This is a genomic window from Pseudarthrobacter sp. AB1, from assembly GCF_014926485.1.
Lineage (GTDB): Bacteria > Actinomycetota > Actinomycetes > Actinomycetales > Micrococcaceae > Arthrobacter.
Genome location: NZ_PZKO01000055.1, coordinates 242,478 through 267,082 on the forward strand (window position 1 = coordinate 242,478; position 24,605 = coordinate 267,082).

A 24,605-nucleotide genomic window follows, 5' to 3' on the forward strand; every position below is an offset into this window, starting at 1 on the left:
GTTTCGGTTTTTCATCCACCCCCTGACGTGGCTAGGGTCGATAACTATGGTTAATTACAGGTCCGACTTTTCCCGTTCCCGGACCAGTATCCATGGGGGACTCCGGCGTGGCGCTGCAGCGGCTGCCGTCGGAGCGGTACTGGTCCTGTCCGCCGGCGTGCCGGCATCCCAGGCGGCCGATGGCAGTACCGATCCCACCGCCTCCGCCGAGGTAGCAGCGGATGGAGACCTTTCCGGGGTCAATGGCCTGCTGAATGGCCTCCTGGGCGGTTCCGGCGGACAGACCAAAGCCTCGCCCCAACCGACTTCCGCGCCCTCAGGCTCTCCCACTCCGACGGCCACGGCTACACCGTCTCCCGCCCCCACGTCCCCGGCCCCTACGTCAACTGCGCCGACGTCGTCCGCTCCAACGACGTCTGCCAGCCCATCGCCCCAGGGCACAACTCCCCGGGGCACGACTCCGCAAGTCACGACGCCCCAGAGCCCAGGATCGCCGTCGAGCGTTCCGGCGCCGCTGAGCACGTCACCTGATGCCGCCGGCTCACCGGCAGGCACGCGGCCGGACGGCCAGCCCGGCTCCCCTGCCGACGGGACCCAGGATTCCGGGCAGGACGGCGATCCCGCCGGGAACCAGCCCCCGGGCGCCCACAGCGCCAACGCCATACCTGTTTCGGGACCGGGGCGCCACGGAAACGCACCTGCCAGCCGGGACAACATGGCGTCGGCCACGGCGGCAGCTGAGGCGGCCGAACCCGCGAAGGTCTGGCTTGGTGTGGGGCTGGTGGGGTCTGCAGGGGCCGCTGGACTCCTCTTTGCCCGGATCCGCAAGATCTGACCACTATGGCGGATCGGTTCAAGACCCGCACCAGGCCGAAGCTGTGACATTAAGCACTTCTACGTCTTGTAGAAGTCGCCGGTTTCGACTTGGCGGTAGGGAAGGGGCAAACTGGTAACCATGAGCCACACTTCTGCCGAATCTGTCACTAAAACCGAAGAATCAGCCGAGCAGTTCTTTACTCTCTGGACTGTTTTCAAGCGGTCCGAGGAACTCGTGCGCAGCGCTGACGCTGCCGCCGATTTCGATGCCCTGCTGATCCGATTGGCCGAGGCCGGCGTGACGCACCGCGGCAGCTATGACGTCTCCGCAATGCGCGCTGACGCCGATGTGATGGTCTGGCTCCACGGCCCGAAGCCCGAAGCGCTGCAGCAGGCCATCCGCGACATCCGCCGCAGCACGCTCTTCGCCGGAACGGAGATTGTCTGGTCCGCCATGGGCGTCCACCGGGAAGCCGAATTCGCCAAGAACCACACCCCGGCCTACTCACGTGGTGTGGCCCCGGCCGAGTGGCTCTGCGTCTACCCGTTTGTGCGCTCCTATGAGTGGTACATCCTCCCCGACGACGAACGCGGCAAGATGCTGCGCGATCACGGCATGCTGGGCCGGGAATTCCCGCAGGTCATCTCCAACACGGTATCCTCCTTCGCCCTGGGCGACTGGGAGTGGATCCTGGGCCTGGAAGCCCCTGAACTGGTGGACCTCGTGGACCTGATGCGCCACCTCCGCGCCACCGAGGCACGCAACCACGTACGGGAGGAAATCCCGTTCTACACCGGCCGCCGCGTCACCGCAGTGGAAGTCGCTGAGGTGCTCGCATGACCCGGCCCGAGCCCGCGGCGGGCGCCGTACTCACCGGAATCAACCCGGTCACCGAAACCGGCCGGATGGCGCCCAAAAACTATGACGGCGTCCTGCTGGCCTCCTTTGGCGGGCCCGAGGGCCAGGACGACGTTATCCCTTTCCTACGCAATGTCACCCGCGGCCGCGGCATCCCGGACGAGCGGCTCGAAGAGGTTTCCCATCACTATCGGGCCAACGGCGGCATCAGCCCCATCAACCAGCAAAACCGCGAGCTCAAGGCAGCCCTCGAAGCGGAGCTCTCGGCCCGCGGCATTGAACTTCCGGTGCTGTGGGGCAACCGCAACTGGAATCCCTATATTCCGCAGACCCTGCAGGACGCGTACGACGCCGGCCACCGCAAACTGCTGATGGTCACCACGAGTGCCTACTCCTGTTATTCCAGCTGCCGCCAGTACCGCGAGGACATCGGCATCGCCCTGACGGAGTCGGGACTGGATGGCCGGCTTGAGGTGGACAAGGTGCGGCAGTACTTCGACCACCCGGGCTTCGTGGAGCCCTTCGTGGAAGGAACCGCCGCCGGGCTCGCGGACGTGCGGTCGCAGCTTACGGCGGCCGGCATGCCGGACGCCCCCGTGCACATCCTTTTTGCCACCCACTCCATCCCGACCCGGGACGCCGAGGCCGCCGGACGGTCCGGGGACGAGCCGCGCGATTTCGAGGAAGGTTCCGCATACGTTGCCCAGCACCTGGCCACCGGCGCAGCCGTCATCAGCCGCGTGCAGGCCGAATCAGGCCTGACCGCTCCCTGGTCGCTCGTGTATCAGTCCCGCTCGGGCGCGCCCCACGTCCCGTGGCTTGAACCTGACATCAATGACGCCATCGCCGACCTGGCGGGCCAGGGCATCAAAGGCATCGTCATCGTCCCGCTGGGCTTCGTCAGCGACCACATGGAAGTTGTCTGGGACCTGGACACCGAAGCCCTGGAGACCTGCCGCAACCTGGGCCTGGCTGCCACGCGTGTGCCCACCCCGGGCACGCACCGGAAGTTTGTGAACGGCCTGGTTGACCTCATCTCCGAACGGACGCTCGCCAACAACATCGGCGACCGGCCGGCCGTGACAGGGCTGGGCCCCTGGTATGACGTCTGCCGGCCGGGCTGCTGCGCCAATTTCCGCGGCGGGAAGCCCACCATCGCCGGAGCCGACACCACCGTCGGCACCGGACATGACGCATATCCGGCCGCGTCCGCGGGCGCTGCCGGGGGAGTAGGGACGCAGTGACCGTACGGATCGGAACCAGGGCCAGCAAGCTAGCACTGACCCAGACGCAGCAGACGGCGGACCAGCTGGCCGCCGTCGGAGGCTTCCCGGTAGAGCTGGTGCACATCACCACCGAAGGCGACGTCAAGACAGGATCACTGTCCCAGATGGGCGGCACCGGGGTGTTTGTCGCGGCGCTGCGCGATGCACTGCTGCAGGACATCTGCGACGTCGCTGTGCACTCGCTCAAGGACCTCCCCACGGGCGCTGCGCTAGGCCTAACCATCGCCGCAACACCCAAACGTGCCGACGTGCGGGATGCCCTGTGCGCACGCGATGGCCTCAAGCTGGCAGATCTCCCTCAGGGCGCAAAGGTGGGCACAGGCTCGCCCCGCCGCGCTGCCCAGCTGCGGGCCGCCCGCCCTGACCTGGACGTGCAGGACATCCGCGGCAACGTGGATACACGACTGGGCCGCGTGCCCGGGTTGCCCGGCAACGCGGCAGGCGCACCAGGGGACCTCGACGCCGTTGTGCTGGCCGCCGCAGGCCTGGAACGCATCGGCCGCCTGGACGTCATCAGTGAATTCTTCGAGCTGGACGTGATGCTGCCGGCGCCGGGGCAGGGTTCGCTGGCCATCGAATGCCGGACGGCTGACGCCCCGCGCAAGGCAGGTTCCACCGAAGGCTCGCAAGGTGTTTTGGCGCAGGCGTTGGCCGCGCTCAACGATGAGGACACCCGCCTCGCCGTGACCGCCGAGCGTGCCGTGCTGGCCCGCCTCGAGGCCGGCTGTGCCGCCCCCGTGGGTGCCTTCGCCTACCGCAAGGGCAGCATGCTGTACCTCGAAGCCGCGGTGTGTGCCGTGGACGGCACCAGCTCTGTGCGCGAGAAGAAGGCAACGGACGGCCTCACCGAAGTCGGTGCGACGCTGCTCGGCATCGAGGTGGCCGAGCTCCTGCTCGCTGCCGGCGCCGCGGAGATCGCGGACCTTGCCGCGTCCTGATGCACCGACAGGCACCTTCGGCGGCCGGCGCGTCCTGATAACCCGGAGCGCAGACCGTGCCGGCCCTCTGGCTGCTCTGCTCGGCAGCCTGGGGGCCGAACCGCTGGTCCTGCCGCTCATCGACTTCGAACGGGCCGCGGACCAGCCGGCTCTCGATGCCGCCCTGGATACCCTGGCCGCCGGTGGCTTCGACTGGCTGGTGGTCAGCAGCATCACCACGGTGCGGATGCTCGTGGAAAAGGCGGCCGAGCGTGGGACCACGCCGGCTGCCCTGGTGCCGGCGGGAACGCGGGTGGCCACGATCGGCCCGTCCTCCCGACGGATCCTTGAAGCCGCCGGCATCCCCGTGGCCCTCGCCCCGGTGGACATCCAGTCCGCCGAAGGGCTCGTGAACCTCTGGACTGCCTTCCCGGCGCGCGTGCTGTTGCCACAGGCGGACATCGCTGCGCCCGCCTTGCGCGATGGCCTGGCAGCCAAGGGTGCCGACGTCACCGCTGTTGTGGCCTACCACACCGTGGACTACCCGGCCCGTCCGGAAGACCGCCTGGAGGCGGAGCTGCCGTCCGCCGTCGGGGTCTCCCACCCTGGCGCTCCCCGCGAGCTCAGCCAGTCGCAGACCCGCAGGGAGCTCGACGCCGGGACGCTCGACGCCGTTGTGGCCGCCTCGCCGAGCGCCGCCCGCCGCATCGCCGCGACCCTCCTGCCGCTGGGCCGCTGCCGTTTCGTCGCCATCGGACGCCCGACGGCGGCGGAGGCTGCGGCCCTCGGCATCCCCGTGGCCGCCACCGCCCAAGTCCCCACCCCGGACGGCATAGTGGCCGCGCTGGGCACCGTATTCGCCAACGAAGGGAACACCCGATGAGCTTTCCGAACCACCGCCCGCGCCGCCTCCGCACCACGCCCGCCCTGCGCCGGCTCACCGCCGAGTACCGGCTGGCACCGGCGGACCTGATCCTGCCCGCGTTTATCCGCGAAGGCCTCAGCGAGCCGTCTCCCATTTCCTCCATGCCGGGCGTTGTGCAGCACACTACCGAGTCGCTTAAGCGTGCCGCTGCGGAAGCCGTGGAACTGGGCGTCGGTGGCATCATGCTGTTCGGCATTCCCGCCGTCCGCGATGCCCGCGGCACCGCCTCGCTGGACCCGGACGGCGTGCTCAACAAGGCCATCCGCGACGTCCGCGCCGAGGTGGGCGATGACCTGGTGATCATGGGCGATGTCTGCCTGGACGAATTCACCGACCACGGCCACTGCGGCGTCCTCGATGCCGACGGCTACGTGGACAACGATGCCACGCTGGAAATCTACGGCCAGATGGCCGTGGCCCAGGCCGACGCCGGCGCTCACGTGCTGGGACCCTCCGGCATGATGGATGGCCAGATCGCCGTCATCCGGCAGGCACTCGAGGAATCCGGCCACAAAAACACCGTCATCCTGGCCTACGCGGCCAAGTACGCTTCCGCCTTCTACGGCCCCTTCCGGGAAGCCGTGGATTCGCAGCTGAAGGGCGACCGCCGCACCTACCAGATGGACGCTGCCAACCGCCGCGAAGCCCTCCTGGAAGTGGAACTGGACCTTGAGGAAGGCGCAGACATGGTCATGGTGAAGCCAGCCATGAGCTACCTGGATATCCTGGCCGACGTCGCCGCCATGAGCCCCGTGCCTGTCTCGGCCTACCAGATCTCGGGTGAATACGCGATGATCGAGGCTGCCGCAGCCAATGGCTGGATCGACCGGCGCGGTGCCATCACGGAATCCATCCTCGGCATCAAACGGGCGGGCGCCAACACAGTGCTGACCTATTGGGCCGCAGAAGTTGCCGGCTGGCTGAAGGAATCCTGACCCGGCGGGGAATGTTTCCGGATGTCCCGTGGTTTGTATGCGTATGCATGAAAATAGCGAGCCTTCCGTAACCACTCCGTCAACCCCGGGCAACCCCACGGCACCCGTCCCTGCAAACACCATGCTGCTTGGCGTTAGCACTTTCGGCGACGTCGACCTGGCTGCCGACGGAGCACCCAAGCACCACGCCGAGGTGCTGCGCCAGGTGGTGGAACAGGCCAAGGTGGCCGACGCCGTCGGGCTCCACTCCTTCGGCGTGGGGGAGCACCACCGCAGGGACTTCGCCGTCAGCGCGCCGGACGTGGTGCTGGCAGCCATCGCCACGGCCACGGACAACATCCGGCTCGGCAGCGCGGTCACGGTCCTGAGCTCGGACGATCCCATCCGCGTCTTCCAGCGCTTCGCCACCCTCGACGCTGTGTCCAACGGCCGCGCCGAGGTGATCCTGGGCAGGGGTTCGTTCACCGAGTCCTTCCCGCTCTTCGGCTACGACCTGGGCGACTACGACGCCCTGTTCGAGGAGAAGCTGGAAATCTATGACAGGGTACGGTCCCAGAACCCGGTGAACTGGGACGGCCGGACACGGGCGTCGCTTCGGGGCCAGATGGTCTATCCGCACGTGGAGGGACGCCTGCTTCCCACCTGGATCGGGGTGGGCGGCTCACCCCAGTCTGTGGTCCGCACGGCCACCTACGGCTACCCGATGGTCCTGGCGATCATCGGCGGCGAGCCTGAGCGCTTCCGCCCCTACGCCGACCTCTACCGCCGCACGCTGGCCGAAGCCGGTAAGGAACCGCAGGCTCTGTCCGTGCACTCGCCCGGCTATGTGGCCGAGACTGACGAGCAGGCCCTCGAAGAGTACTACCCGCATTGGCTCGCCACCCGCAACAAGATCGGCGCGGAGCGCGGCTGGGGACCGGCCGGGCGCGGCGAGTACGAAGCTGCGGCGGACGAGGACGGCGCCCTGTATATCGGTTCCCCGGAAACGGTGGCGGCGAAGGTAGCCCGGCTCAAGGGCACCCTCGGTGCGGACCGCTTCGAGATGAAGTACAGCAGTGGCACGTTGCCCCACGAGCAGATGGTGCGTTCCATCGAGCTGTTCGGTTCCAAGGTGGCGCCCCTCGTCGCGGACAAGCTCGCGGGCATGTTCGCGGATCGCTAAGGCAGGCAGCCTCTTCATCGGGCGGCCACTGTATCCGGCGCCCGCAGGTGGCGCGGCGAAGGATGCCACTGCACGGGATGGAAGAATAGGGGCATGACTCGCTCCGAAGCCCTCTTCGCCCGTGCCCAGACCCTGATGCCCGGCGGCGTCAATTCACCCGTCCGTGCCTTCGGCTCGGTGGGCGGAACCCCGCGGTTTATGGTGTCGGCCAGGGGTCCATACCTGACCGATGCCGACGGTAAGGAATACGTTGACCTGGTCTGCTCCTGGGGCCCGGCGCTGCTGGGACACGCCCACCCGGCCGTCCTGGAGGCCGTCCATGCGGCGGTTGACCGCGGCCTCTCCTTCGGCGCGTCCACCCCGGACGAGGCCAACCTGGCTGCCATCGTCCAGGAGCGCGTGCCGGCCGCCGAACGCGTCCGCATGGTCTCCACCGGCACCGAAGCCACCATGACGGCAGTCCGGCTGGCCCGCGGCTTCACCGGCCGGAACCTCATCATCAAGTTCGCCGGCTGCTACCACGGCCACCTGGACGGGCTGCTTGCCGCTGCAGGATCCGGCGTTGCCACCCTGGCGCTGCCGGGCTCGGCCGGCGTCACCGAAGCCACTGCCGCCGAAACGCTGGTCCTGCCCTACAACGACCTCGCTGCCGTCGAAGCCGCCTTTGCCGCGCACGGGCCGAACATTGCGGCCGTCATCACCGAAGCCGCCCCCGCCAACATGGGCGTGGTGACGCCGGGGGAGGGCTTCAACCTGGGGCTGTCCCGCATCACCCGCGAGCACGGTGCCCTGCTCATCCTGGACGAAGTACTCACCGGCTTCCGCACCGGCTACTCCGGCTACTGGGGGCTCACCGGCGGCGCTTCTGACGCAGCGGACCCGTGGTCCCCTGACCTGCTCACCTTCGGAAAGGTCATCGGCGGCGGAATGCCGACGGCGGCCCTCGGCGGGCGTGCCGACGTTATGGACTACCTCGCGCCCCTGGGCCCGGTGTACCAGGCGGGCACGCTCTCCGGGAACCCGGTGGCCATGGCAGCCGGCGTGGCCACCCTGACGCACGCCACCCGCGACGTCTATTCGTTTGTGGACGCCCGCTCGTTGGAACTCGCCTCTGCGCTGTCCGAGGCCCTGGATGGTGCCGGCGTGGACCACTCGATCCAGTTCGCCGGAAACCTGTTCTCGGTGGCGTTCGGCACGTCCGCCAACGGCGTCCACAACTACGCTGACGCCCAGGCCCAGGAAACCTTCCGGTACGCGCCGTTCTTCCACTCCATGCTGGAATCCGGCGTTTACCTGCCGCCGTCGGTATTCGAGGCGTGGTTCCTGTCGGCAGCCCACGACGACGTTGCGATGAACCGGATCTTTGACGCTCTCCCGGCCGCCGCGAAGGCAGCAGCAGCAGCGCAACGCTAGCTCCGGCGTCGTTCCTTAAACCGGAAATCCCCGCCTCCCGGACGAATCCCCTCTCCATGCGAGGGGGGAAACGTCCGGGAGGCGGGGATTTCTGTTGGCGCTAGAGGACGTCTGAGAGGAAGCCCTTCAGCCGGTCCGTGGCCGGGGAGGTGAAGATCTGTTCGGGCGGACCCGATTCCACCACCACGCCGGCATCCATAAACGTCACAGTGTCCGAGACGTTGCGGGAGAAGCCCATTTCGTGGGTCACCACCACCATGGTCATGCCGCCCTTGGCCAGGTCTGCCATCAGCGACAGGACACCCTTGACAAGCTCGGGGTCCAGAGCGGAAGTGGCCTCGTCGAAGAACATCACTTCAGGCTTCATGGCCAGCGCACGAGCGATCGCCACACGCTGCTGCTGGCCGCCGGAAAGGTTGGCCGGACGGGCATCAGCTTTGTGCTTGAGGCCCACCAGGTCCAGCTGCTCAAGAGCCTCGGCATGTGCCTGGTCCTTCGGTAGCTTCCGGAGCTTGCGCAGCGCGAGGGAGACGTTGTCCAACACGGTCTTGTGCGGGAACAGGTTGAACTGCTGGAACACCATGCCGATCCGCTGTCGCAGCTCGTCCGGGTTGTCCTTCAGGACTGACCGGCCGTCCAGCAGGATGTCGCCCTGGTCCGGTTCGATCAGCCGGTTCATGACCCGCAGCAGCGTCGACTTGCCGGAGCCGGATGGACCAATGACCGAAGCGGTGGTGCCCTTCTCCACGTGGAGGTCGATGCCGCGGAGCACATGGTTGTGCCCGAACGAAAGGTGCAGGTTCTTGCCGGTCAGGGTTCCGGAAGTAAAGTCGGTCATGCCTGTGCCCCCTTGCCGATAGGTGCCGCGAGCTCGTCCGGTTCCTTCTTCTCCGGGCGGCCGGTACGGAGCCGGTTGTCGATGAAGTTCACGAAGTGGGTCAGCGGCACAGTCAGGATCAAATACAGAACGCCGGCAGCCACCAGCGGCGAAAGGTTCCCCGTGTTGGCCATCGCATCGTTACCGATCCGGAATATCTCCCGGTCGGAGGCAGCCAGGCCCAGTACGAACACCAGGGAGGAATCCTTCAACAACGAGATGAACTGGTTCACCAGGGCAGGCAGCACACGCCGGATGCCCTGCGGCACCACCACCAGGCGCATTGACTTTCCGTAGCTGAAGCCCAGGGCACGGGAAGCCTCCAGCTGGCCCTTCTCCACGCTCTGGATACCGGAACGGAAGATCTCACCGATGTATGCGCCGGCGATCAGGGTCAGCGCGAGGATCCCGAGCGGATACGGATTCCGGTTACCCGTGAGTTCCCGGGCAATGGGGCTCAGCCCAATACCGATCACCAGAATCACCAGGATGGCGGGCAGGCCGCGGAACAGGTCGGTGTAGATCCGGGCTGCCCAGCGGGCCACCGGATTCCGGGAAATACCCATGAGTGCGAGCAGAAGCCCCAGCAAGGAGCCGAGGATGCCCGATGCCAAGGCCAGGATCAGGGTGTTGGGCAAGCCCACCGTGAGGAGGGAGGGAACGACTTTCGCCATTTCCTCCCAGTTGAGGAACGTTTCACCCAGCTGGTCCAGGAGATCCATAAGCGGTTAAGCCCAGATCAGCTCTTGGGAGCCGGAGCAGCTTTGCTTCCCGGCTTCCAGTCGGCGGGGGTTTCGCGGTCCGGGTACCATTCCTTGGTCAGCTTGGCCCAGGTCCCGTCAGCAATTACGGCGTCAAGGCCGGAGTTCAAAGCATCGATCAGGGCCTTGTTGTCCTTGTTCACGGCGTAGGCGGTGAAGTTCTGCGTGTTCACAACAGACTCGGCGATGACAGTTCCGTCGCCTTCCTTCACTTGGCCGGTGGCCTGCTGCGAGGGTGCCACCCAGGCATCGATCTGGCCGTTGCGCACATTGGCGTACACGGTGGCGTAGTCCTTGAAGCGGACCGGCTCAAGCTTCAGGGTGTTGGTGACGTAGTCGTCCTGGACAGTGCCCTGAACGACGCCGATACGGGCATTAGCGTCCAGGTCTGCGAAACCCTTGACGTTGCTGTCGGTCTTGGCCACGACGGCCATGAAGCCGAAGTCGTAGCCGTTGGTGAAGCCCACGTTGGCGCGGCGGGCTTCAGTGGTGGAGATCGAGGACGATCCCAGATCGAACTGCTTGGTCTGTACCTGCGAGAGCAGCGCCGAGAAATCGGTGGCCACGAATTCAACTTCGAGGCCCAGCTTGCCGGCAACGGCGCGCAGCAGCTCGTTATCGTAGCCGGTGAACTTTCCGGCGGGGTCGATGAAGATGTTCGGTGGCGCGTCGGAGAGCGTACCAACCTCCAGCTTGCCTTCGGTGTTAAGGCCCAGCTTGGTCTTGTCGATCTGGTCCAGCGGGGTGACATCGGCGGTGGTGTACTTGTCCAGCGTCTGCTGGTCGCTGCCGGCGAGGGCGTCGGTGGGCGTGCCGCTAGGCTGGGCGGTCCCCGTGCCGCAGGCGGCCAGCGAGAGGGCCAAGGCAACCGCGACGGGAACGCTGGTCAGCCATTTCATGGCATTGGTCTTCATGAGAAAGTCACTTTCATCAGAGTCATAGGTTCAACCGGGCCTGAGGCTGCGCGTGTGGCGTCTGGCGCCTTGCTCCCAACTGCCGGCCGGGGCGGGATTACCGCTGAACTTAATCTTCTCATTTTAGGCTTTCGGCGCTTTCGGCAGAATAAAGTCTTGCTTCAAGGGGCCGTTTGTCGAATATACGAACGAATATATTTAGTCCTGAAAATTTGATGAATGAATGATGCCCTCGTGGCCGAATTCAAGGATTCCCAGGGGGGCTGTCCGCGGTTCCCGCCTAATTGTGAGTTAGCTCTCAGCTAGAAGTCGCCGCTGGCGTCTTCCGGGGGAAGGACGGGCCATTCGCCTTCGATCACGGCGGCGGGCTTGGTCTTGCGCAGGTAGTTCTGGAAGTCCGCGGCTTGGCTGACAGCCCAGTCCTTTTGCAGTTCGTGCAGCTGGCTGGCCGGCATCTTGAGCTTAGGGAACTTGATGGCCATGGCATCCAGCATCCGGAGCGTGGCCAAAGCATCCGCAGCCGACGTGTGGGCGTTGTCCAGCGTGATGCCGTATTCCTCACACAAGGCGGTCAATGTGCGCTTACCCTTGCGGTAACGGTCCACCTGTTTGTTCATGATGAACGGGTCCAGGACGGGGAAGCGGCTCAACTGCCGGACGCCGTGGCGGGCGGACTCCGCGGCCAGGACAGTGAAGTCGTAGCTGGCGTTGAAGGCAATGACAGGAATCCCGGCGTCGAAGAGGTCCTGCAGGACGGTGGCGAGCTCTCCGGTGACTTCCCGGGCCGGCCGGCCCTCACGCCGGGCCTGCTCCGTGGTGATGCCGTGGATATCGCTGGCCTCGGCAGGGATTTCGACGCCGGGATCGGCCAGCCATTCGTGTTCGGTGATGACTTCCCCCTTGTGGTCCACCACGGTGACCGACGCCGTGACGATGCGCGCGGCGCGCGAATTCCGTCCGGTGGTTTCGAGATCAAAGGCTGCGCGGGGAAGGGTGTTCCAGGAGGTCATGCTTCAACGCTACCGGCCAGCACCGACAGGATCCGCCAACGCCACTGCCGGTAACCTTGGTGTATGCGGACAGAGTTCATCGAGGCAGTGCTGTCGCTGGTCGAGCTGGTTCCAGCCGGAACCGCACTGGCCTATGGTGATGTGGCCGAGCTGCTGGGATCCGGCGGTCCCCGGCAAGTGGGCTACGCCATGAGCCACTACGGCGGCCAAGTCGCGTGGTGGCGCATTCTCAAAGCAAGCGGCCAGGGTCCGGAAGGCCACGAGGCCGAAGCGCTCCGCCACTACCTGCAGGAGGGAACGCCCCTGCTCGGCAACCACGATGCCTTCCTGCGTACCGGCGAAGGCAAATGGCGAGTGGACCTGATGGCAGCACGCTGGGCCCCGGGCGAGGATGACTTCGACCGGATCGACGCCATTGCGGAGCAGCTGGAGCGGCGGCTGCATAGAATGTCGGTGGCTGATGATGAAATGTCTGTGTGAGCGTAACAATCCCCGTAGTTGACCCCACCAAGGCCAGACGCACATCAGCCAGGCCCGCCTCCGCGGCCGGGCGTGCCAGCGGTACGGGCCTGCGTCTGCTGCCTCCGCGGCAGCTGCACACCGACGTTCCGGCGTTGTCTGCGGACCAGCGTGACGCCGTCGACGTGCCTCACGGCTCCGGGCCGGTCCTGGTTCCTGGTGCACCAGGAACCGGAAAATCAACGGTCCTGATCGAAGCCGCGGTCCGTCGCACCCTGCATGACGGCGTTGACCCGGAACGGATCCTCATCCTGGCACCCGGACGCCTCGCCGCCGATTCACTCCGCGACCGTTTCACCGCACGGCTGGACAGGAGCCTCAGCACCACGCCGGCCCGGACCTGGGCAGCCTATGCGTTTGACCTGATCCGGCGGGCGAAGGCAGAGGGAATCCTTCCGCTTCCGCGCGCGCCGCGGCTCCTGTCCGGCCCTGAACAGGACCTCATTATCCGCGAGCTCCTGGAGGGCCACCGGATGCCCGGCCTGGAACTTCCGTGGCCTGCCGACCTGGAAGCGGCACTTGAGACTCGGGGCTTCCGCCACGAGGTACGCCAACTCTTCGACCGGATCATCGAATCCGGCCGGACTGCCGGTGACCTGGAGGTGCTGGGCCACCAGTGCGGCCGGCCTGACTGGATCGCCGCGGCGGCGCTGTACGCCGAGTACCGGGACGTACTGGACCTGCGCATGCCGGAGGCATTCGACCCCGCCGGCATCATCACCACAGCACGGCAGATCTTCCAGGACGCGCCTGACTTCCTTGCCGCGGAACGGAATCGTCTCCAGCTCGTGCTGGTGGACGATGTACAGGAGGCAAACCCCGCCGTTTTTGAGCTTCTCGCCGATATCGCGGCCGGTAAGGACTGCTATGTCGCCTACTCTCCGGACACCGTCGTGCAAGGCTTTCGCGGGGCCAGGCCAGATCTCGTCGCGGAACTGCCCCGGCTGCTTTCGACCGAAGCCGGCGTCATCGAGCGGCCGCTGTGGCACACCCATCGGCATGCTCCCGCCATCGCCGAAGCCTGGCTCGGCGTCGCGTCCCGGATATCACAACGTGCTGGCGGCCAGCTGGCCAGGCGGCTGGAGCAGCCCGAACCCACGGCTGGCACCGTGCACGGACCCACCGCCGTCGTCGAACCCCACCCTCAGTCCGCCGGAACGTTGGAAGCACACCTGGTTCCGTCTCCGGTACACGAACTGCGGTACGTTGCCCAGCGCATCCTGGACCAGCACGTCAACCATGGCCGCGACCTGGCCGAGATCGCCGTGATCGTGCGTAACGGCGGCCAGCTCAGTGAGCTGCAGCGATACCTCACGGGACAGGGGATCCCGGTACGCGTTCCGGTAGCCGAGTCCGCGGTCCGCGATGAGGTGGCCGTACGTCCGCTGTTGGACGCCTACGCCATTGCGCTGGATCCGGACCTGCTGACCCCGGAAGCCGCCGTCGCGCTGCTGACGTCGCGGATCGGGGGCGCCACATCAATTGAACTGCGCCGGCTGCGCCAGTCGCTCAGGCGGGAAGAACTGCTGGGCGGCGGCGGACGGACCAGCGACGCCCTGCTGGTTGAAGCATTATCGGAACCCGGGGCCCTGGCGACCCTGGGCCTGGAAGGCCGTTCCGCGCGCCGGACCGCCCGCATGATCCAGGCCGGCCGGAGCGCCGCCGCCGAGTCCGGAGCCAACGCCGAGACCGTTCTCTGGGCCCTGTGGCACTCCACCGGACTGGCCAACGCGTGGACCGAGTCCGCCCTCACCGGCGGTTCCCACGGCGCCCGCGCTGACCGGGACCTCGATGCCATGATGGCGCTTTTCCATACAGCCGAGCGCTACGTGGACCAGATGCCGGGCGCCGGGCCGGAGCAGTTCCTTGAGTACCTCCTGAACCAGGAGTTGCCGATGGATACCCTGGCCGCGCGGGCGCAGGTGGACGACGCCGTCGAGCTGATGACCCCGGCCAGTGCTGCCGGGCGGCAGTGGCCGGTGGTCATCGTGGCGGGGCTGCAGGAAGGCGTCTGGCCCAATACCCGGCTCCGCGGTGAGCTGCTGGGCAGCAGCCTGTACGCTGACGCCGTCGAGCACGGGGTCAGCTATGCATTGCAGCTGGACCCGCTGAGCCGGCTGCGGGAAATCCGTTACGACGAACTCCGAAGCTTCTCCACGGCCGTTTCCAGGGCGTGCGAGATCCTGATCTGCACCGCAGTTTCGTCCGAGGATGACCAGCCGTCGTCTTTCCTTGACTATGTGGCGCCGCTTGAGCCTGGCTCCGAGGGCAGGGGGTTTACTCCGGTGGAACGGCCCATGACTCTTCGCGCCCTGGTGGCAGAACTGCGCCAATACGCGCAGCTGGATGGAAGGTTTGAGCCCGAGGCCGCCGAAGCCGCCAGGGTCCTGGCCGGACTTGCCGCCGTGGAACCGGCCGTCCCCGGAGCGCATCCGGACAGCTGGTGGGGCCTGCCGCCCTTGACGACGTCGGAGCCGGTTGTCCCGCCCGGAGGGACGGTTTACGTCTCGCCGTCGAAGGTGGAATCCGTGCAGAAATCACCGCTCGACTGGTTTGTGCAGGCGGCCGGGGGAGAAGCCGCCACCGACTTCGCCCGGAGTCTGGGCACGTTGGTGCACGCCATCGCGCAGGACCTGCCGGAGGCCTCCGGGGGTGAGTACGTCGCCGAACTCATCCGCCGGTGGCCAACCCTGGGCATGAAGGACAACTGGGAAGGCAAACTCGACTTCCAGCGTGCCGAAACAATGGTGCGTAAGCTCGCCCAGTACGTCCTGGTGATGCGGAGCGAGGGCCGGAGCCTGCTGGGTGTCGAGCAGGACTTTGCGGTCCGGCTGCCCGACGTTCCCCCGGGGGACGCCGGGCAGCACGATGCCCGGTCCGTCGAAGATTTGGCTGGCGGGACCGACTTTCCCCGCGCCGCCGTGCTCCGCGGCCAGGTTGACCGGCTGGAGATCGATGGCGAAGGAAGGCTGGTCATTGTGGACCTCAAAACTGGTAAAAGGCAGCCTGGCAAGACAGAGTTGTCTCGCCATCCACAGTTGGGGGCCTACCAGGCAGCGGTCCTTGCGGGCGCTTTCGCGGATGTGCACGGTCTGTCCGGCTCAACCGAACCCGACACGCTAGTGCCGGACTCATCACTGGGCTCCCCGGTGCCGGGCGGCGCCGTGCTGGCGCAGCTCGGAACAGGCACCAAGAGCCCCGGCGTCCAGCAACAGGATCCCCTGGAGGCCCAGGATAACTGGGCGCTGGACATGGTCACGGATGCGGCCGCCGTCATGTCCGGCAACAGCTTCGAAGCCAGGCACGACCCGGCAAAGAGCAGCCACGGGGGGCACGGCTGCAGGCTCCCTGAGGTCTGTCCGCTCTGTGTCCGCGGAAAGCAGGTCACTGAATGAGCCAGCCCCAGGTGCCAACGCCACTGTTTACCCCGGAACAGCTGTCCAGGCTGCTGGGCGAAAAGAATACACCGACGCCCGAACAGTCCGCCATCATTTCCTCACCCCTGGCTCCCCGGCTGGTGATCGCGGGAGCGGGCTCCGGCAAGACCGCCACCATGGCCGACCGCGTGGTCTGGCTCGTCGCCAACGGCTGGGTCAGGCCGGAGGAAGTCTTGGGCGTGACCTTCACCAGGAAAGCAGCAGGCGAGCTGGCCACTCGGATCCGGGCTAAGCTGACGGCACTGCAGCGGGTCGCTGCCCAGGACACACGGCATGACGTGTTCCCCGACGGGCTGCTCAGCAGCGATGCCCTTGAGCCCAAAGTGTCCACCTACCACTCATTTGCCAGTGGCATCGTTTCGGACTACGGACTGCGGCTGGGCGTGGAACGCGACGTTGTGCTGCTTGGCGGGGCCCAGGCCTGGCAGCTCGCCAGCGAAGTGGTGGAAGCGTTCGACGGCGATTACAGCCACTTTAAGGCCGCCAAGTCTACGCTGGTGAAGGCAGTCATCCAGCTCGCGGGGGAGTGCGCAGAGCACCTGCAGGAACCGGCCGACGTCGAAGCCTGGCTTCTGGCGCGGCTCGCCGAGTTCGAAGAACGTCCCTACGTGGCCGGAGCGAAAAAGAACGCCCCCCAGGCAGCCGGTGAACTCGCTGCGATGCTGCGGACGAGGGCCAGCGTGGCTGACATGGTGGGCCGCTACGCCACCGCCAAGAAGTCACGGGGAGCCTTGGACTTCGGCGACCTGGTGGCACTTGCGGCTCGTGTTGCCCGTGAGATCCCCCTTGCAGCGGACATGGAACGCCAGCGCTACAAGGTGGTGCTCCTGGACGAGTTCCAGGACACATCGTATGCCCAGCTGGTCCTGTTTTCGCGGCTTTTCGGCGAGGGCCATGCGGTCACCGCTGTGGGAGACCCCAACCAGTCGATTTACGGTTTCCGTGGTGCTTCGGCAGGTCAGCTCTTCCACTTTGTCCGTGAATTCCCTGTCCGTGTGGACGGGTATGACGTGCCGGGACGCTTCGTGCCCGCCCCTACGTCTTACCTCACGACAGCGTGGCGCAACGGCCGGGCCATTCTGTCCGCAGCCAACATCATGTCAGAGGCCTTAGGGCGCGCCGAGGCCCAGAAGGCCCCTGCCGGCAGCGCTGCGGACGGCACCATTCCGTCGGGCACGGCTGCCGCGGCAGCGAATGTGCCGCCCCTGCAGCCCAGCCCTTTCGCGGTGGAGGGGCGGGTGGTGCTGGGGCGCTTCGGCACAGACCTCGACGAAGCCGCAGTCCTTGCCGAGGACGTCCTGAAGTACCGGATCACGGACTTTGAACGGGAGCCTGACGGCACGCCGCTACCGCCGGCACTCGCCATCCTGTGCCGGCGACGTGCCCAGATGGAAACCATCCGCCGGGAGTTCGAAGCGCGGGGGATTGCCTACGAAATCGTGGGGCTTGGCGGGCTGCTCGATACCCCTGAAATCGTTGACCTGGTGGCCACGCTCCGGGTGCTGGCCGATCCCGGACGCTCGGACTCCCTGATGCGCCTCCTCGCCGGCGCACGCTGGCGGATCGGGCCGGCAGACCTGATGGCCTTCCGAGACTGGTCCAGCCAGATCGCACGCCGCCGCGGCCGCCAGGACGGCGCTGCCACACCGGAGGACGGGTCCGCAGACGCGTCCGAGGAAACCGTCATCGAAAGCGACCTGACTGACGGTGCCAGCCTGGTCGAAGCGCTGGACTGGCTGCCACGAGAAGACTGGACCTCTTCCCACGGGCGGTCGTTGACGGACCAGGCCCGCGACCGCCTCGGCAGGCTCTCTACGGAACTCAGGCAGCTGCGCGGCTACCTCGGGGACGACCTCACTACGCTGCTCGGTGAGGTGGAACGAGCCATGTTGCTCGACATCGAAGTGGCAGCGCGCCCGGGAATCAGCATCCACCAGGCCCGCCGAAACCTGGATGCCTTTCAGGACGCGGCAGCCGGCTTCCTGCGAACCTCGCACCGCGTGGACATCCTTGCGTTCCTGGCCTGGCTTGAAGCCGCCGCGGCTGAGGAAAACGGCCTTGAGGCTCCGCCGTCGGATATCAACCGCGAGGCTGTGCAGCTGCTGACTGTCCATGCGTCAAAGGGCCTGGAATGGGACGTCGTTTTTGTGCCGGGCCTCAACGCCGGTGCCTTCCCCAGCAACAAGGATTCCCGCTGGAGCAGCGGCGCGGCGGCACTGCCGTGGCCGCTGCGCGGGGACCGTTCGGATCTGCCCCAATGGGATACCGACCAGCCGGACCAGAAGGGCTGGGTGGACGCCGAAAAGGACTTCAAAACAGCGGTCCAAGTCCATGGTGAGGGTGAGGAACGCCGCCTTGCCTACGTGGCCTACACCAGGGCAAAGCACGTCCTCTGGGTCTCCAGCGCAGCATGGGTGGGCTCCAGGGCAGGGCGTGCCGAGATGTCACCGTTCCTCGCTGAACTGGAACAGCTTGTCGGCTCCGGCCCTGTCAGCGCTCCGGGAAGGAACACGGAAACGAACTCTGCCGTGGTGCACCCGGCGTCAGTGGACGAGGCCTCGCTGCCGGAGAAGAGCCCGTTGACTACCGAAACTGAGGTCGCCGGATGGCCCTATGACCCACTCGAAGGCCCGGTGGATGCGCGGACCGGGGAGCGACTGCGGGTTGTTCCCGGCAGGCGGCAGGCCATGGAGAACGCCGCGGCGCGTGTCCGGGACGCCTTGGAGGCCATGATTCCCGGGGACCCGGCGACAATTCTGGAACATACATCCGCCACGGAGTCCGGGCCAAGGCTCCGGGGCAATGCGGCTGGCTGGGCGAGGGAAGCGGCATTGCTGATGGAACGGCGTTCCCGGCGCGCTTCCGGGCAGGACATTCACCTGCCTGGCCACATCTCTGCGTCCACGCTGGTGGATCTTGGCGAGGACCCGGCGGGGGTAGTGGGCCGGCTGCGAAGGCCTGTTCCGCGTGAGCCCGGCATGTCCGCGCGGAAGGGGACGGCATTCCACGCCTGGGTTGAGGAGTACTTCGGCGCAGCCGGCATGCTGGATCTTGGCGAGGCCCCCGGCTCCGACGATCACATTGACGCCGCGTACGACCTCGACACCATGGTGGCCACCTTCAAAGCCTCGGAATGGGCCGACAGGTCGCCGGCATTTGTCGAAGTGCCGGTGGAAACGCGCGTGGGCGACGTTGTGGTCCGTGGACGCATAGATGCTGTCTTCCAGGACGGGGACGGGAGGTGGGACCTTGTGGACTGGAAAACCGGCCGCCGGCCCTCTGCCGCCCAGCTGAGGGCCAAATCGGTGCAGCTCGCCGCGTACCGGCTGGCTTGGGCCCGGCTCAAGGGCGTGGCAGTGGAGGACGTCAGGGCCGCCTTCTTCTACGTTGCGGACAACCAAGTGGTTCGGCCGCACGATCTGGGCACTGCCGAGGAGCTTGAACAGATCGTGACCGCCGCTCTCGACGTCAGTGCGCCCTGACGTCAGGAAGGGCTCCCGGGCGTCAGTGCTTCCTGACTTCGACGATGCTGATGGCCGCGGTGGACGTGTCCTCGGCGGACGGACGTGCTGCCGGCTTGTCGTCAGGCTCTTCGTGGGCCGCTGCTTCGTCGGACAGGATGGGCTCGGCGGGGATTGGGCTGACTTCCACTGCGGGCGCCACCGGATTGGGCGCCGCTGACAGGATAGGTACGGGGGCGACGGTCACCGCCGGAGCAGCGGCCAGACCAACCTGCTGGGACCTGCCCGCTGCCGCGGTGTGGGCAGCAGGGGACTGGTCGGCGTCGTCGGCCGGGGCGGGCAGCGGTTCGACACTGATGGCCTGGCCGCCGTGCTCTTCGACATCGGCCGCGAGCGTTTCCAGCATGCCTTCGGCTTCGGCAACCATCCCGTCGTCGCCGGCCGCTATGCCCTTGACGAGGTATTGCGCCAGCGCGAACTCGGCAGACAAAGCGGCCCGCCGGATCAGGTGCTGGTCCGGGGCGTCGCGGCGGCTGCCGGTGTAACTTGCCAAAACGGCGTCCACGAAATCCTGTTCATTCGAGGCAACCAGCCAGGCAAAGTCGTCGGCGGGATCCCCGATCCGAAGGTCCGTCCAACCCGTAACGGCCGTGACGCGGCTGCTTTCCACGAGCAGGTTGTCCTCGTGCAGGTCGCCGTGGACAACGCACGGGTTGAACCGCCATAGCGAGACGTCTTCGAGGGCATGCTCCCAGCGGAGCAGCAGCGACGCCGGGATTTTTCCGGTAGTGGCTGCCTGGTCAAGCTCGTTGAGCCGGCGCTGGCGGAATTCGTTGGGCGTATAGCTGGGCAGGTCCGCGTTGCTGACCAGGGAGTGCGGAAGATCATGGATGGCCGCCAGGGCTGTCCCGATTTCCCGGGCAAGCGTGGCGGGACCCGCGGTGAGTTCCTCAACACTTTGCGTGCTGCCGGCCAGATGGGAGTAGACAAAGGTGCTGAGGCTGCCCAGCCGGACGCTGCCGGCGACCGTGGGCATCAGGAAGGGCAACTCGGCCCGGATGGCCGGTGCGAATGCCCGGAGGACGAGGAACTCCGTTTCGAGCCTGGCGCTTGCTTCCGCATGCCGCGGGGACCGTACCCGCCACTGCTTGCCCTCCGAATCCAGCAGCAGCGCGGAGTCGAAATCCGCGGGATCGTCCGCAGCGGAGCTAACGGCGGTAGGGGTCAGCCCGGGGACTGCCGCGGTTGCCACGGCTGCCAGTTCGATCGGTTTTCTTCTCACCGTTCCACGGTAGATTGAGTGGCGTCCAAGACAACGATGTGCGGCGGCGAGTCTCCAGATATGCTGCAAAAGTCGGCCTCGGCACACCGTGTGGAGGCCCACGCCACGTGTCCTTGCCGAATGGCCCCGCCGAATGTAAATTGTCAGCCCGAGTCAGTACGGTGGACACATGAGTCATGCGGAGTCCGCTATACCGGCCTACCAGCCGCAGGCAATCCAGCTGCCGGCCAACCACCTGTTCGATACCGTGCTGCCGGTCCTCCCTGCTGCCGTTGACCGAGGCTCCGCCGACCGTGTCCGGCCAGGCATGGTTGAGGAATTGCTGGACATCGAGCATACTCGGGCGGTGGTCCTGGCCGGGCGGCAGGCCCTGGTACAAGGCAACCAGCTCTTGCTGCCCGCAGCGGCCCAATTGCTCGCTGACCTGCGGGACCGCGGCTCAGCCCCGGAGCAGGTCATCTATCTTGGCGCCGCGTTGGACGGCTCGGATCTTGCCGCCGGCACCGAAGTGGTCCTCGTTATCCTTTCCGAACCTGCCGGGCCCGGCACTGCGGGAATCCCGAATGATGCGCAGTGGGCGGGCTTCCGCGACATCGCTGCCGTCCTGAACCCCACTGACACGGCGTTGTTCGTCGAGGCCAGCGCCATCGCCAACTGGCATGCCGGCCATACGCATTGCCCCCGTTGCGGGGTCCGTACAGCAGTGGAGGCCGGCGGCTGGGTCCGCCGCTGCCCCGAGGACGGCTCGGAACACTATCCGCGGACGGATCCGGCCATCATCGTCACGGTTGTAGGGCCGGACGGACGGCTGCTGCTCGGTGGCGGCGGGCCGGTTGACGCCAAGAACTACTCCACGCTGGCCGGATTCGTAGAACCAGGCGAATCCCTGGAACAGGCCGTCGTCAGGGAAATCCACGAAGAAGTGGGCGTCAGGGTCACGGGATGCCAGTACTTGGGCTCGCAGTCATGGCCGTTCCCGGCCTCCCTTATGCTTGGATTTACCGCCATCACCGAAGACGCCGTGGCAAGGCCCGACGGCGTGGAGGTAACCCGTGCGCGCTGGTTCAGCCGGGAGGAACTCCAGGACGCCGTGCTTACCGGTGAAATCACTATCTCCAGCCGGCTGTCCATCGCCCGCTCATTGATTGAGCACTGGTATGGGGGCCGAATCATGGACCGCACGGACATCTGACACCCGGAACAGGCATCACCATTGGCCAGACGCCAGCACGTGGCAGTCGCGACAACAGAGCAGCAGAAGTGACCACAGAGAATTTTGACAGTGCCGAGTCCCTTGAGGAACGAATCCTTGGGGGACTTGACGCTGAACAGCGCGAGGTCGCCAGCACGCTGAATGGGCCGCTGTGCGTCCTCGCCGGTGCCGGCACCGGCAAGACCCGGGCCATTACGCACCGGATTGCCTATGGCGTGCACTCCGGCGTGTATAGCCCCCAGCGGCTCCTTGCCGTGACGTTCACGGCCCGGGCCGCAGCGGAAATGCGCAGCAGGCTGCGGGACCTCGGCGTGGGTAATGTGCAGGCACGCACGTTCCACGCCGCCGCCTTGCGCCAACTGCAGTTTTTCTGGCCACAGGCGGTCGGCGGCACCCTGCCCAACCTCCTGGACCACAAGGCCCAGATGATCGCCGAAGCATCCCGTCGCCTCCGGCTCAGCACGGACCGCGCGTCCATCCGCGACCTCGCCTCCGAAATCGAGTGGGCCAAGGTGTCCATGCTCACCCCGGCCAACTACCTGGAGAACGCGCAGGGCAGGGGAACCCCGGGCGGGTTCGACCTCACCGCCGTCGCCCGGGTCTTCCAGTCCTATGAGGACGTCAAGACCGACCGCAACGTCATCGACTTTGAGGACGTACTCCTGATTACCGTCGGGATCCTGCAGGAGGACCAGAAAGTCGCGGCCACCGTCCGCGAGCAATACCGGCATTTTGTGGTCGATGAGTACCAGGACGTTTCGCCGCTGCAGCAGCGACTCCTGGAACTGTGGCTTGGTGGGCGGGACGAGCTGTGCGTCGTAGGAGATGCGAGCCAGACGATCTACTCGTTTACCGGCGCGTCGCCCAAGCACCTGTTGGGGTTCAAGGCCCAGTTCCCCGAGGCCAACGTAGTGAAACTGATCCGGGATTACCGTTCCACGCCACAGGTGGTCAAGCTGGCCAACGATCTCCTTGCCGCCCGTCGCGGCGGCGGACCGGTGGCCGATGCTGCCTGGGCGGCTCCGCTGCAACTGGTGGCCCAGCGGGCGGCGGGGCCGGTGCCCCAGTTCACCGAATGCACCGACGATGAAGCCGAAGCCGCCACAGTGGCCATCAAGATCCAGGAACTGCTCGACGCCGGCACTCCCGCCAGCCAAGTGGCTGTCCTCTTCCGCACCAACGGGCAGTCACAAGCCTACGAACAGGCGCTCGCTGCGGCCGGGATCAGTTACCAGCTCCGAGGAGGTGAGCGTTTCTTCGCACGCAAGGAAGTGCGCGACGCCATCCTTCAGCTGCGCGCGGCCACCAGGGCCGTCGCCGAAACCGCGACACCGGAACCGCTCGGCCAACTGGTCCGCGACATCGTGGCCTCGCTGGGCTACTCGGAGGCTCCACCCCATAACGGCGGCGCGCTGCGCGAACGCTGGGAGTCCTTGGCGGCGCTAGTGGCCCTTGCGGACGAGCTTGTCCATGTCCGCGGCGAGCAGTTCAGTCTCGGTGACTTTGTTAATGAACTCCAGGAGCGGTCTCTCGCGCAGCATGCCCCCACCGTCCAGGGTGTGACGCTGGCTTCGCTGCACGCCGCCAAGGGTCTCGAATGGGACGCCGTGTTCCTGGTGGGCCTTTGCGAAGGCCTGATGCCCATTTCCTTCGCGGACACACCCGAAGCCGTGGATGAGGAGCGCCGGCTGCTCTACGTGGGCATCACGCGGGCCCGCGAGCACCTGTCGCTTTCCTGGTCCACGGCACGCACGCCGGGCGGCCGGGCCAACCGCAAACCCTCACGCTTCCTCGACGGGCTCCGGCCCAACTCGGTTGCCAGCTCCAGCGCCCGCGGAAAAGGGCCGGCGCCGCGCCGGAAATCGGCGGCCCCCGCCACCTGCAGGATCTGCGGGAGCATGCTGGCGAGTGGCGCCGAACGGAAGGTGGGCCGCTGTAACGACTGTCCTCCCAGCTACGAAGAACAGACATTCGATGCCCTTCGGCAGTGGCGGAAGGAAATTGCATTGGCCGCGGAAGTGCCGGCGTTTGTGGTCTTCACGGATGCCACGCTGACCGCCATCGCGGAGGCCAAACCGTCCACGCTGGAGGAACTGGCGGTTCTGGCAGGCGTGGGTCCGTCCAAACTGGAACGCTACGGCGAAGACGTGCTGCGGGTGCTCGTCGAAAGCACCACCCTGTGACCCGGCGGCCGGCAGGACAGGACGCCCTTCCCCTCACCACGGCGGACGGGGCACGCGTTGAAGTGCGGCGGTCGGCGCGCCGGACCAGGACCGTGGCTGCCTTCTGGGAGAACGGGACAGCAGTGGTGGCCATTCCGGCCCGTTTCACCGCCGCGCAGGAGTCTGAATGGGTGCACCGCATGCTGGAGAAGCTGCACCGCCAGGGGGAGCGTCGCTCACGCAAAGGAAGTAAGCAGCCAGCCACAGATACTGCGTTGGCCGCCCACGCCGCAGCCCTTTCGGCCCGGTATTTCGGCGGCAGGGCAGTCCCGACGTCGGTCCGCTGGGTCAGCAACCAGAACTCGCGCTGGGGCTCCGCAACGCCGTCGGAAGGATCCATCCGGCTCTCCGACAAGCTCAGGCCCATGCCGCAGTGGGTCATCGATTATGTTCTGTTGCACGAACTCGCGCACCTGCTGGTGGCCGGGCACAATGCCGCGTTCTGGAAGCTGTTGGAGGCCTACCCCGACACGATGCGGGCCAAGGCATTCCTGGAAGGCGTCTCCTTCGCCACCTCCCGGGGCCTGGCCGCGGCCAGCAATGATTCAGAGGCTCCGGACTGCCGGTTCTAGTGGCGGAGGAGTTCGTCATCCACC

19 protein-coding genes are annotated in these 24,605 nt (G+C 66.6%); 14 read left to right on the top strand and 5 right to left on the bottom strand.

Annotated elements, in window-relative coordinates; genetic code table 11:
- Positions 1 to 46 precede the first annotated feature (46 nt).
- The 8 genes from DAD99_RS14905 (at position 47) to hemL (ending at position 8,313) form a co-directional block, all read left to right on the top strand.
- On the top strand, positions 47 to 835 hold the full coding sequence (locus tag DAD99_RS14905; protein WP_193342140.1) for a hypothetical protein: 789 nt from the start codon (positions 47 to 49) through the stop codon (positions 833 to 835).
- Positions 836 to 955: 120 nt separating this feature from the next.
- Complete coding sequence (gene hemQ, locus DAD99_RS14910) at positions 956 to 1,657, top strand: hydrogen peroxide-dependent heme synthase (RefSeq protein WP_185261077.1); 702 nt, start codon at positions 956 to 958, stop codon at positions 1,655 to 1,657.
- Positions 1,654 to 2,919, top strand: a complete 1,266-nt coding sequence (locus DAD99_RS14915; protein WP_193342141.1) for a ferrochelatase — start codon at positions 1,654 to 1,656, stop codon at positions 2,917 to 2,919. The genes hemQ and DAD99_RS14915 overlap by 4 nt, the downstream gene beginning before the upstream one ends.
- Positions 2,916 to 3,899, top strand: coding sequence for a hydroxymethylbilane synthase (gene hemC, locus DAD99_RS14920; RefSeq protein WP_193342142.1), 984 nt, complete (start codon positions 2,916 to 2,918; stop codon positions 3,897 to 3,899). Before DAD99_RS14915 ends, hemC begins: the two co-directional genes overlap by 4 nt.
- Positions 3,886 to 4,761 (top strand): uroporphyrinogen-III synthase, encoded by an 876-nt coding sequence (locus DAD99_RS14925; protein ID WP_193342143.1) that lies wholly within the window; start codon positions 3,886 to 3,888, stop codon positions 4,759 to 4,761. The genes hemC and DAD99_RS14925 overlap by 14 nt, the downstream gene beginning before the upstream one ends.
- Positions 4,758 to 5,738: a porphobilinogen synthase gene (hemB, locus tag DAD99_RS14930; protein ID WP_193342144.1), complete on the top strand. Its 981-nt coding sequence runs from the start codon at positions 4,758 to 4,760 to the stop codon at positions 5,736 to 5,738. The genes DAD99_RS14925 and hemB overlap by 4 nt, the downstream gene beginning before the upstream one ends.
- Positions 5,739 to 5,781: 43 nt before the next feature.
- Entirely contained in the window at positions 5,782 to 6,900 is a 1,119-nt protein-coding gene (locus DAD99_RS14935) for an LLM class flavin-dependent oxidoreductase (RefSeq protein ID WP_193342145.1), read from the top strand.
- 93 nt (positions 6,901 to 6,993) lie between these two features.
- The gene (hemL, locus tag DAD99_RS14940) at positions 6,994 to 8,313 is read left to right on the top strand and encodes a glutamate-1-semialdehyde 2,1-aminomutase (protein WP_193342146.1); all 1,320 of its coding nucleotides are present in this window, start codon (positions 6,994 to 6,996) and stop codon (positions 8,311 to 8,313) included.
- Positions 8,314 to 8,413: 100 nt separating this feature from the next.
- Here the strand turns inward: hemL and DAD99_RS14945 are convergent, their stop codons facing one another.
- From DAD99_RS14945 to DAD99_RS14960, 4 genes are all read right to left on the bottom strand, one after another.
- On the bottom strand, positions 8,414 to 9,151 hold the full coding sequence (locus DAD99_RS14945; protein WP_185261070.1) for an amino acid ABC transporter ATP-binding protein: 738 nt from the start codon (positions 9,149 to 9,151) through the stop codon (positions 8,414 to 8,416).
- Positions 9,148 to 9,912, bottom strand: coding sequence for an amino acid ABC transporter permease (locus DAD99_RS14950; protein WP_056343886.1), 765 nt, complete (start codon positions 9,910 to 9,912; stop codon positions 9,148 to 9,150). The genes DAD99_RS14945 and DAD99_RS14950 overlap by 4 nt, the downstream gene beginning before the upstream one ends.
- Before the next feature lie 17 nt (positions 9,913 to 9,929).
- The gene (locus DAD99_RS14955) at positions 9,930 to 10,865 is read right to left on the bottom strand and encodes an ABC transporter substrate-binding protein (protein WP_185261069.1); all 936 of its coding nucleotides are present in this window, start codon (positions 10,863 to 10,865) and stop codon (positions 9,930 to 9,932) included.
- Positions 10,866 to 11,167: 302 nt separating this feature from the next.
- Complete coding sequence (locus tag DAD99_RS14960; protein WP_193342147.1) at positions 11,168 to 11,875, bottom strand: 3'-5' exonuclease; 708 nt, start codon at positions 11,873 to 11,875, stop codon at positions 11,168 to 11,170.
- 63 nt (positions 11,876 to 11,938) lie between these two features.
- On the opposite strand from DAD99_RS14960, the gene DAD99_RS14965 reads away from it, so the two are divergent.
- The 3 genes from DAD99_RS14965 (at position 11,939) to DAD99_RS14975 (ending at position 19,313) form a co-directional block, all read left to right on the top strand.
- Positions 11,939 to 12,355: an MGMT family protein gene (locus DAD99_RS14965; protein ID WP_193342148.1), complete on the top strand. Its 417-nt coding sequence runs from the start codon at positions 11,939 to 11,941 to the stop codon at positions 12,353 to 12,355.
- 89 nt (positions 12,356 to 12,444) lie between these two features.
- A complete protein-coding gene (locus tag DAD99_RS14970) occupies positions 12,445 to 15,789 on the top strand; it encodes an ATP-dependent DNA helicase (RefSeq protein WP_193342257.1) in 3,345 nt (1,114 codons plus the stop codon).
- Positions 15,786 to 19,313, top strand: coding sequence for an ATP-dependent DNA helicase (locus tag DAD99_RS14975; RefSeq protein WP_193342149.1), 3,528 nt, complete (start codon positions 15,786 to 15,788; stop codon positions 19,311 to 19,313). Before DAD99_RS14970 ends, DAD99_RS14975 begins: the two co-directional genes overlap by 4 nt.
- A 22-nt stretch (positions 19,314 to 19,335) precedes the next feature.
- On the opposite strand, the gene DAD99_RS14980 is transcribed toward DAD99_RS14975, so the two are convergent.
- Complete coding sequence (locus DAD99_RS14980) at positions 19,336 to 20,574, bottom strand: macrolide 2'-phosphotransferase (RefSeq protein WP_193342150.1); 1,239 nt, start codon at positions 20,572 to 20,574, stop codon at positions 19,336 to 19,338.
- Positions 20,575 to 20,743: 169 nt separating this feature from the next.
- Here DAD99_RS14980 and nudC point away from each other — a divergent pair, with 169 nt between their 5' ends.
- The 3 genes from nudC (at position 20,744) to DAD99_RS14995 (ending at position 24,581) form a co-directional block, all read left to right on the top strand.
- A complete protein-coding gene (gene nudC, locus DAD99_RS14985; RefSeq protein ID WP_185261064.1) occupies positions 20,744 to 21,766 on the top strand; it encodes an NAD(+) diphosphatase in 1,023 nt (340 codons plus the stop codon).
- Positions 21,767 to 21,834: 68 nt separating this feature from the next.
- A complete protein-coding gene (locus DAD99_RS14990) occupies positions 21,835 to 23,970 on the top strand; it encodes an ATP-dependent DNA helicase UvrD2 (RefSeq protein WP_185261063.1) in 2,136 nt (711 codons plus the stop codon).
- On the top strand, positions 23,967 to 24,581 hold the full coding sequence (locus DAD99_RS14995; protein ID WP_193342151.1) for a M48 family metallopeptidase: 615 nt from the start codon (positions 23,967 to 23,969) through the stop codon (positions 24,579 to 24,581). Before DAD99_RS14990 ends, DAD99_RS14995 begins: the two co-directional genes overlap by 4 nt.
- The last annotated feature ends 24 nt before the right edge of the window (positions 24,582 to 24,605 follow it).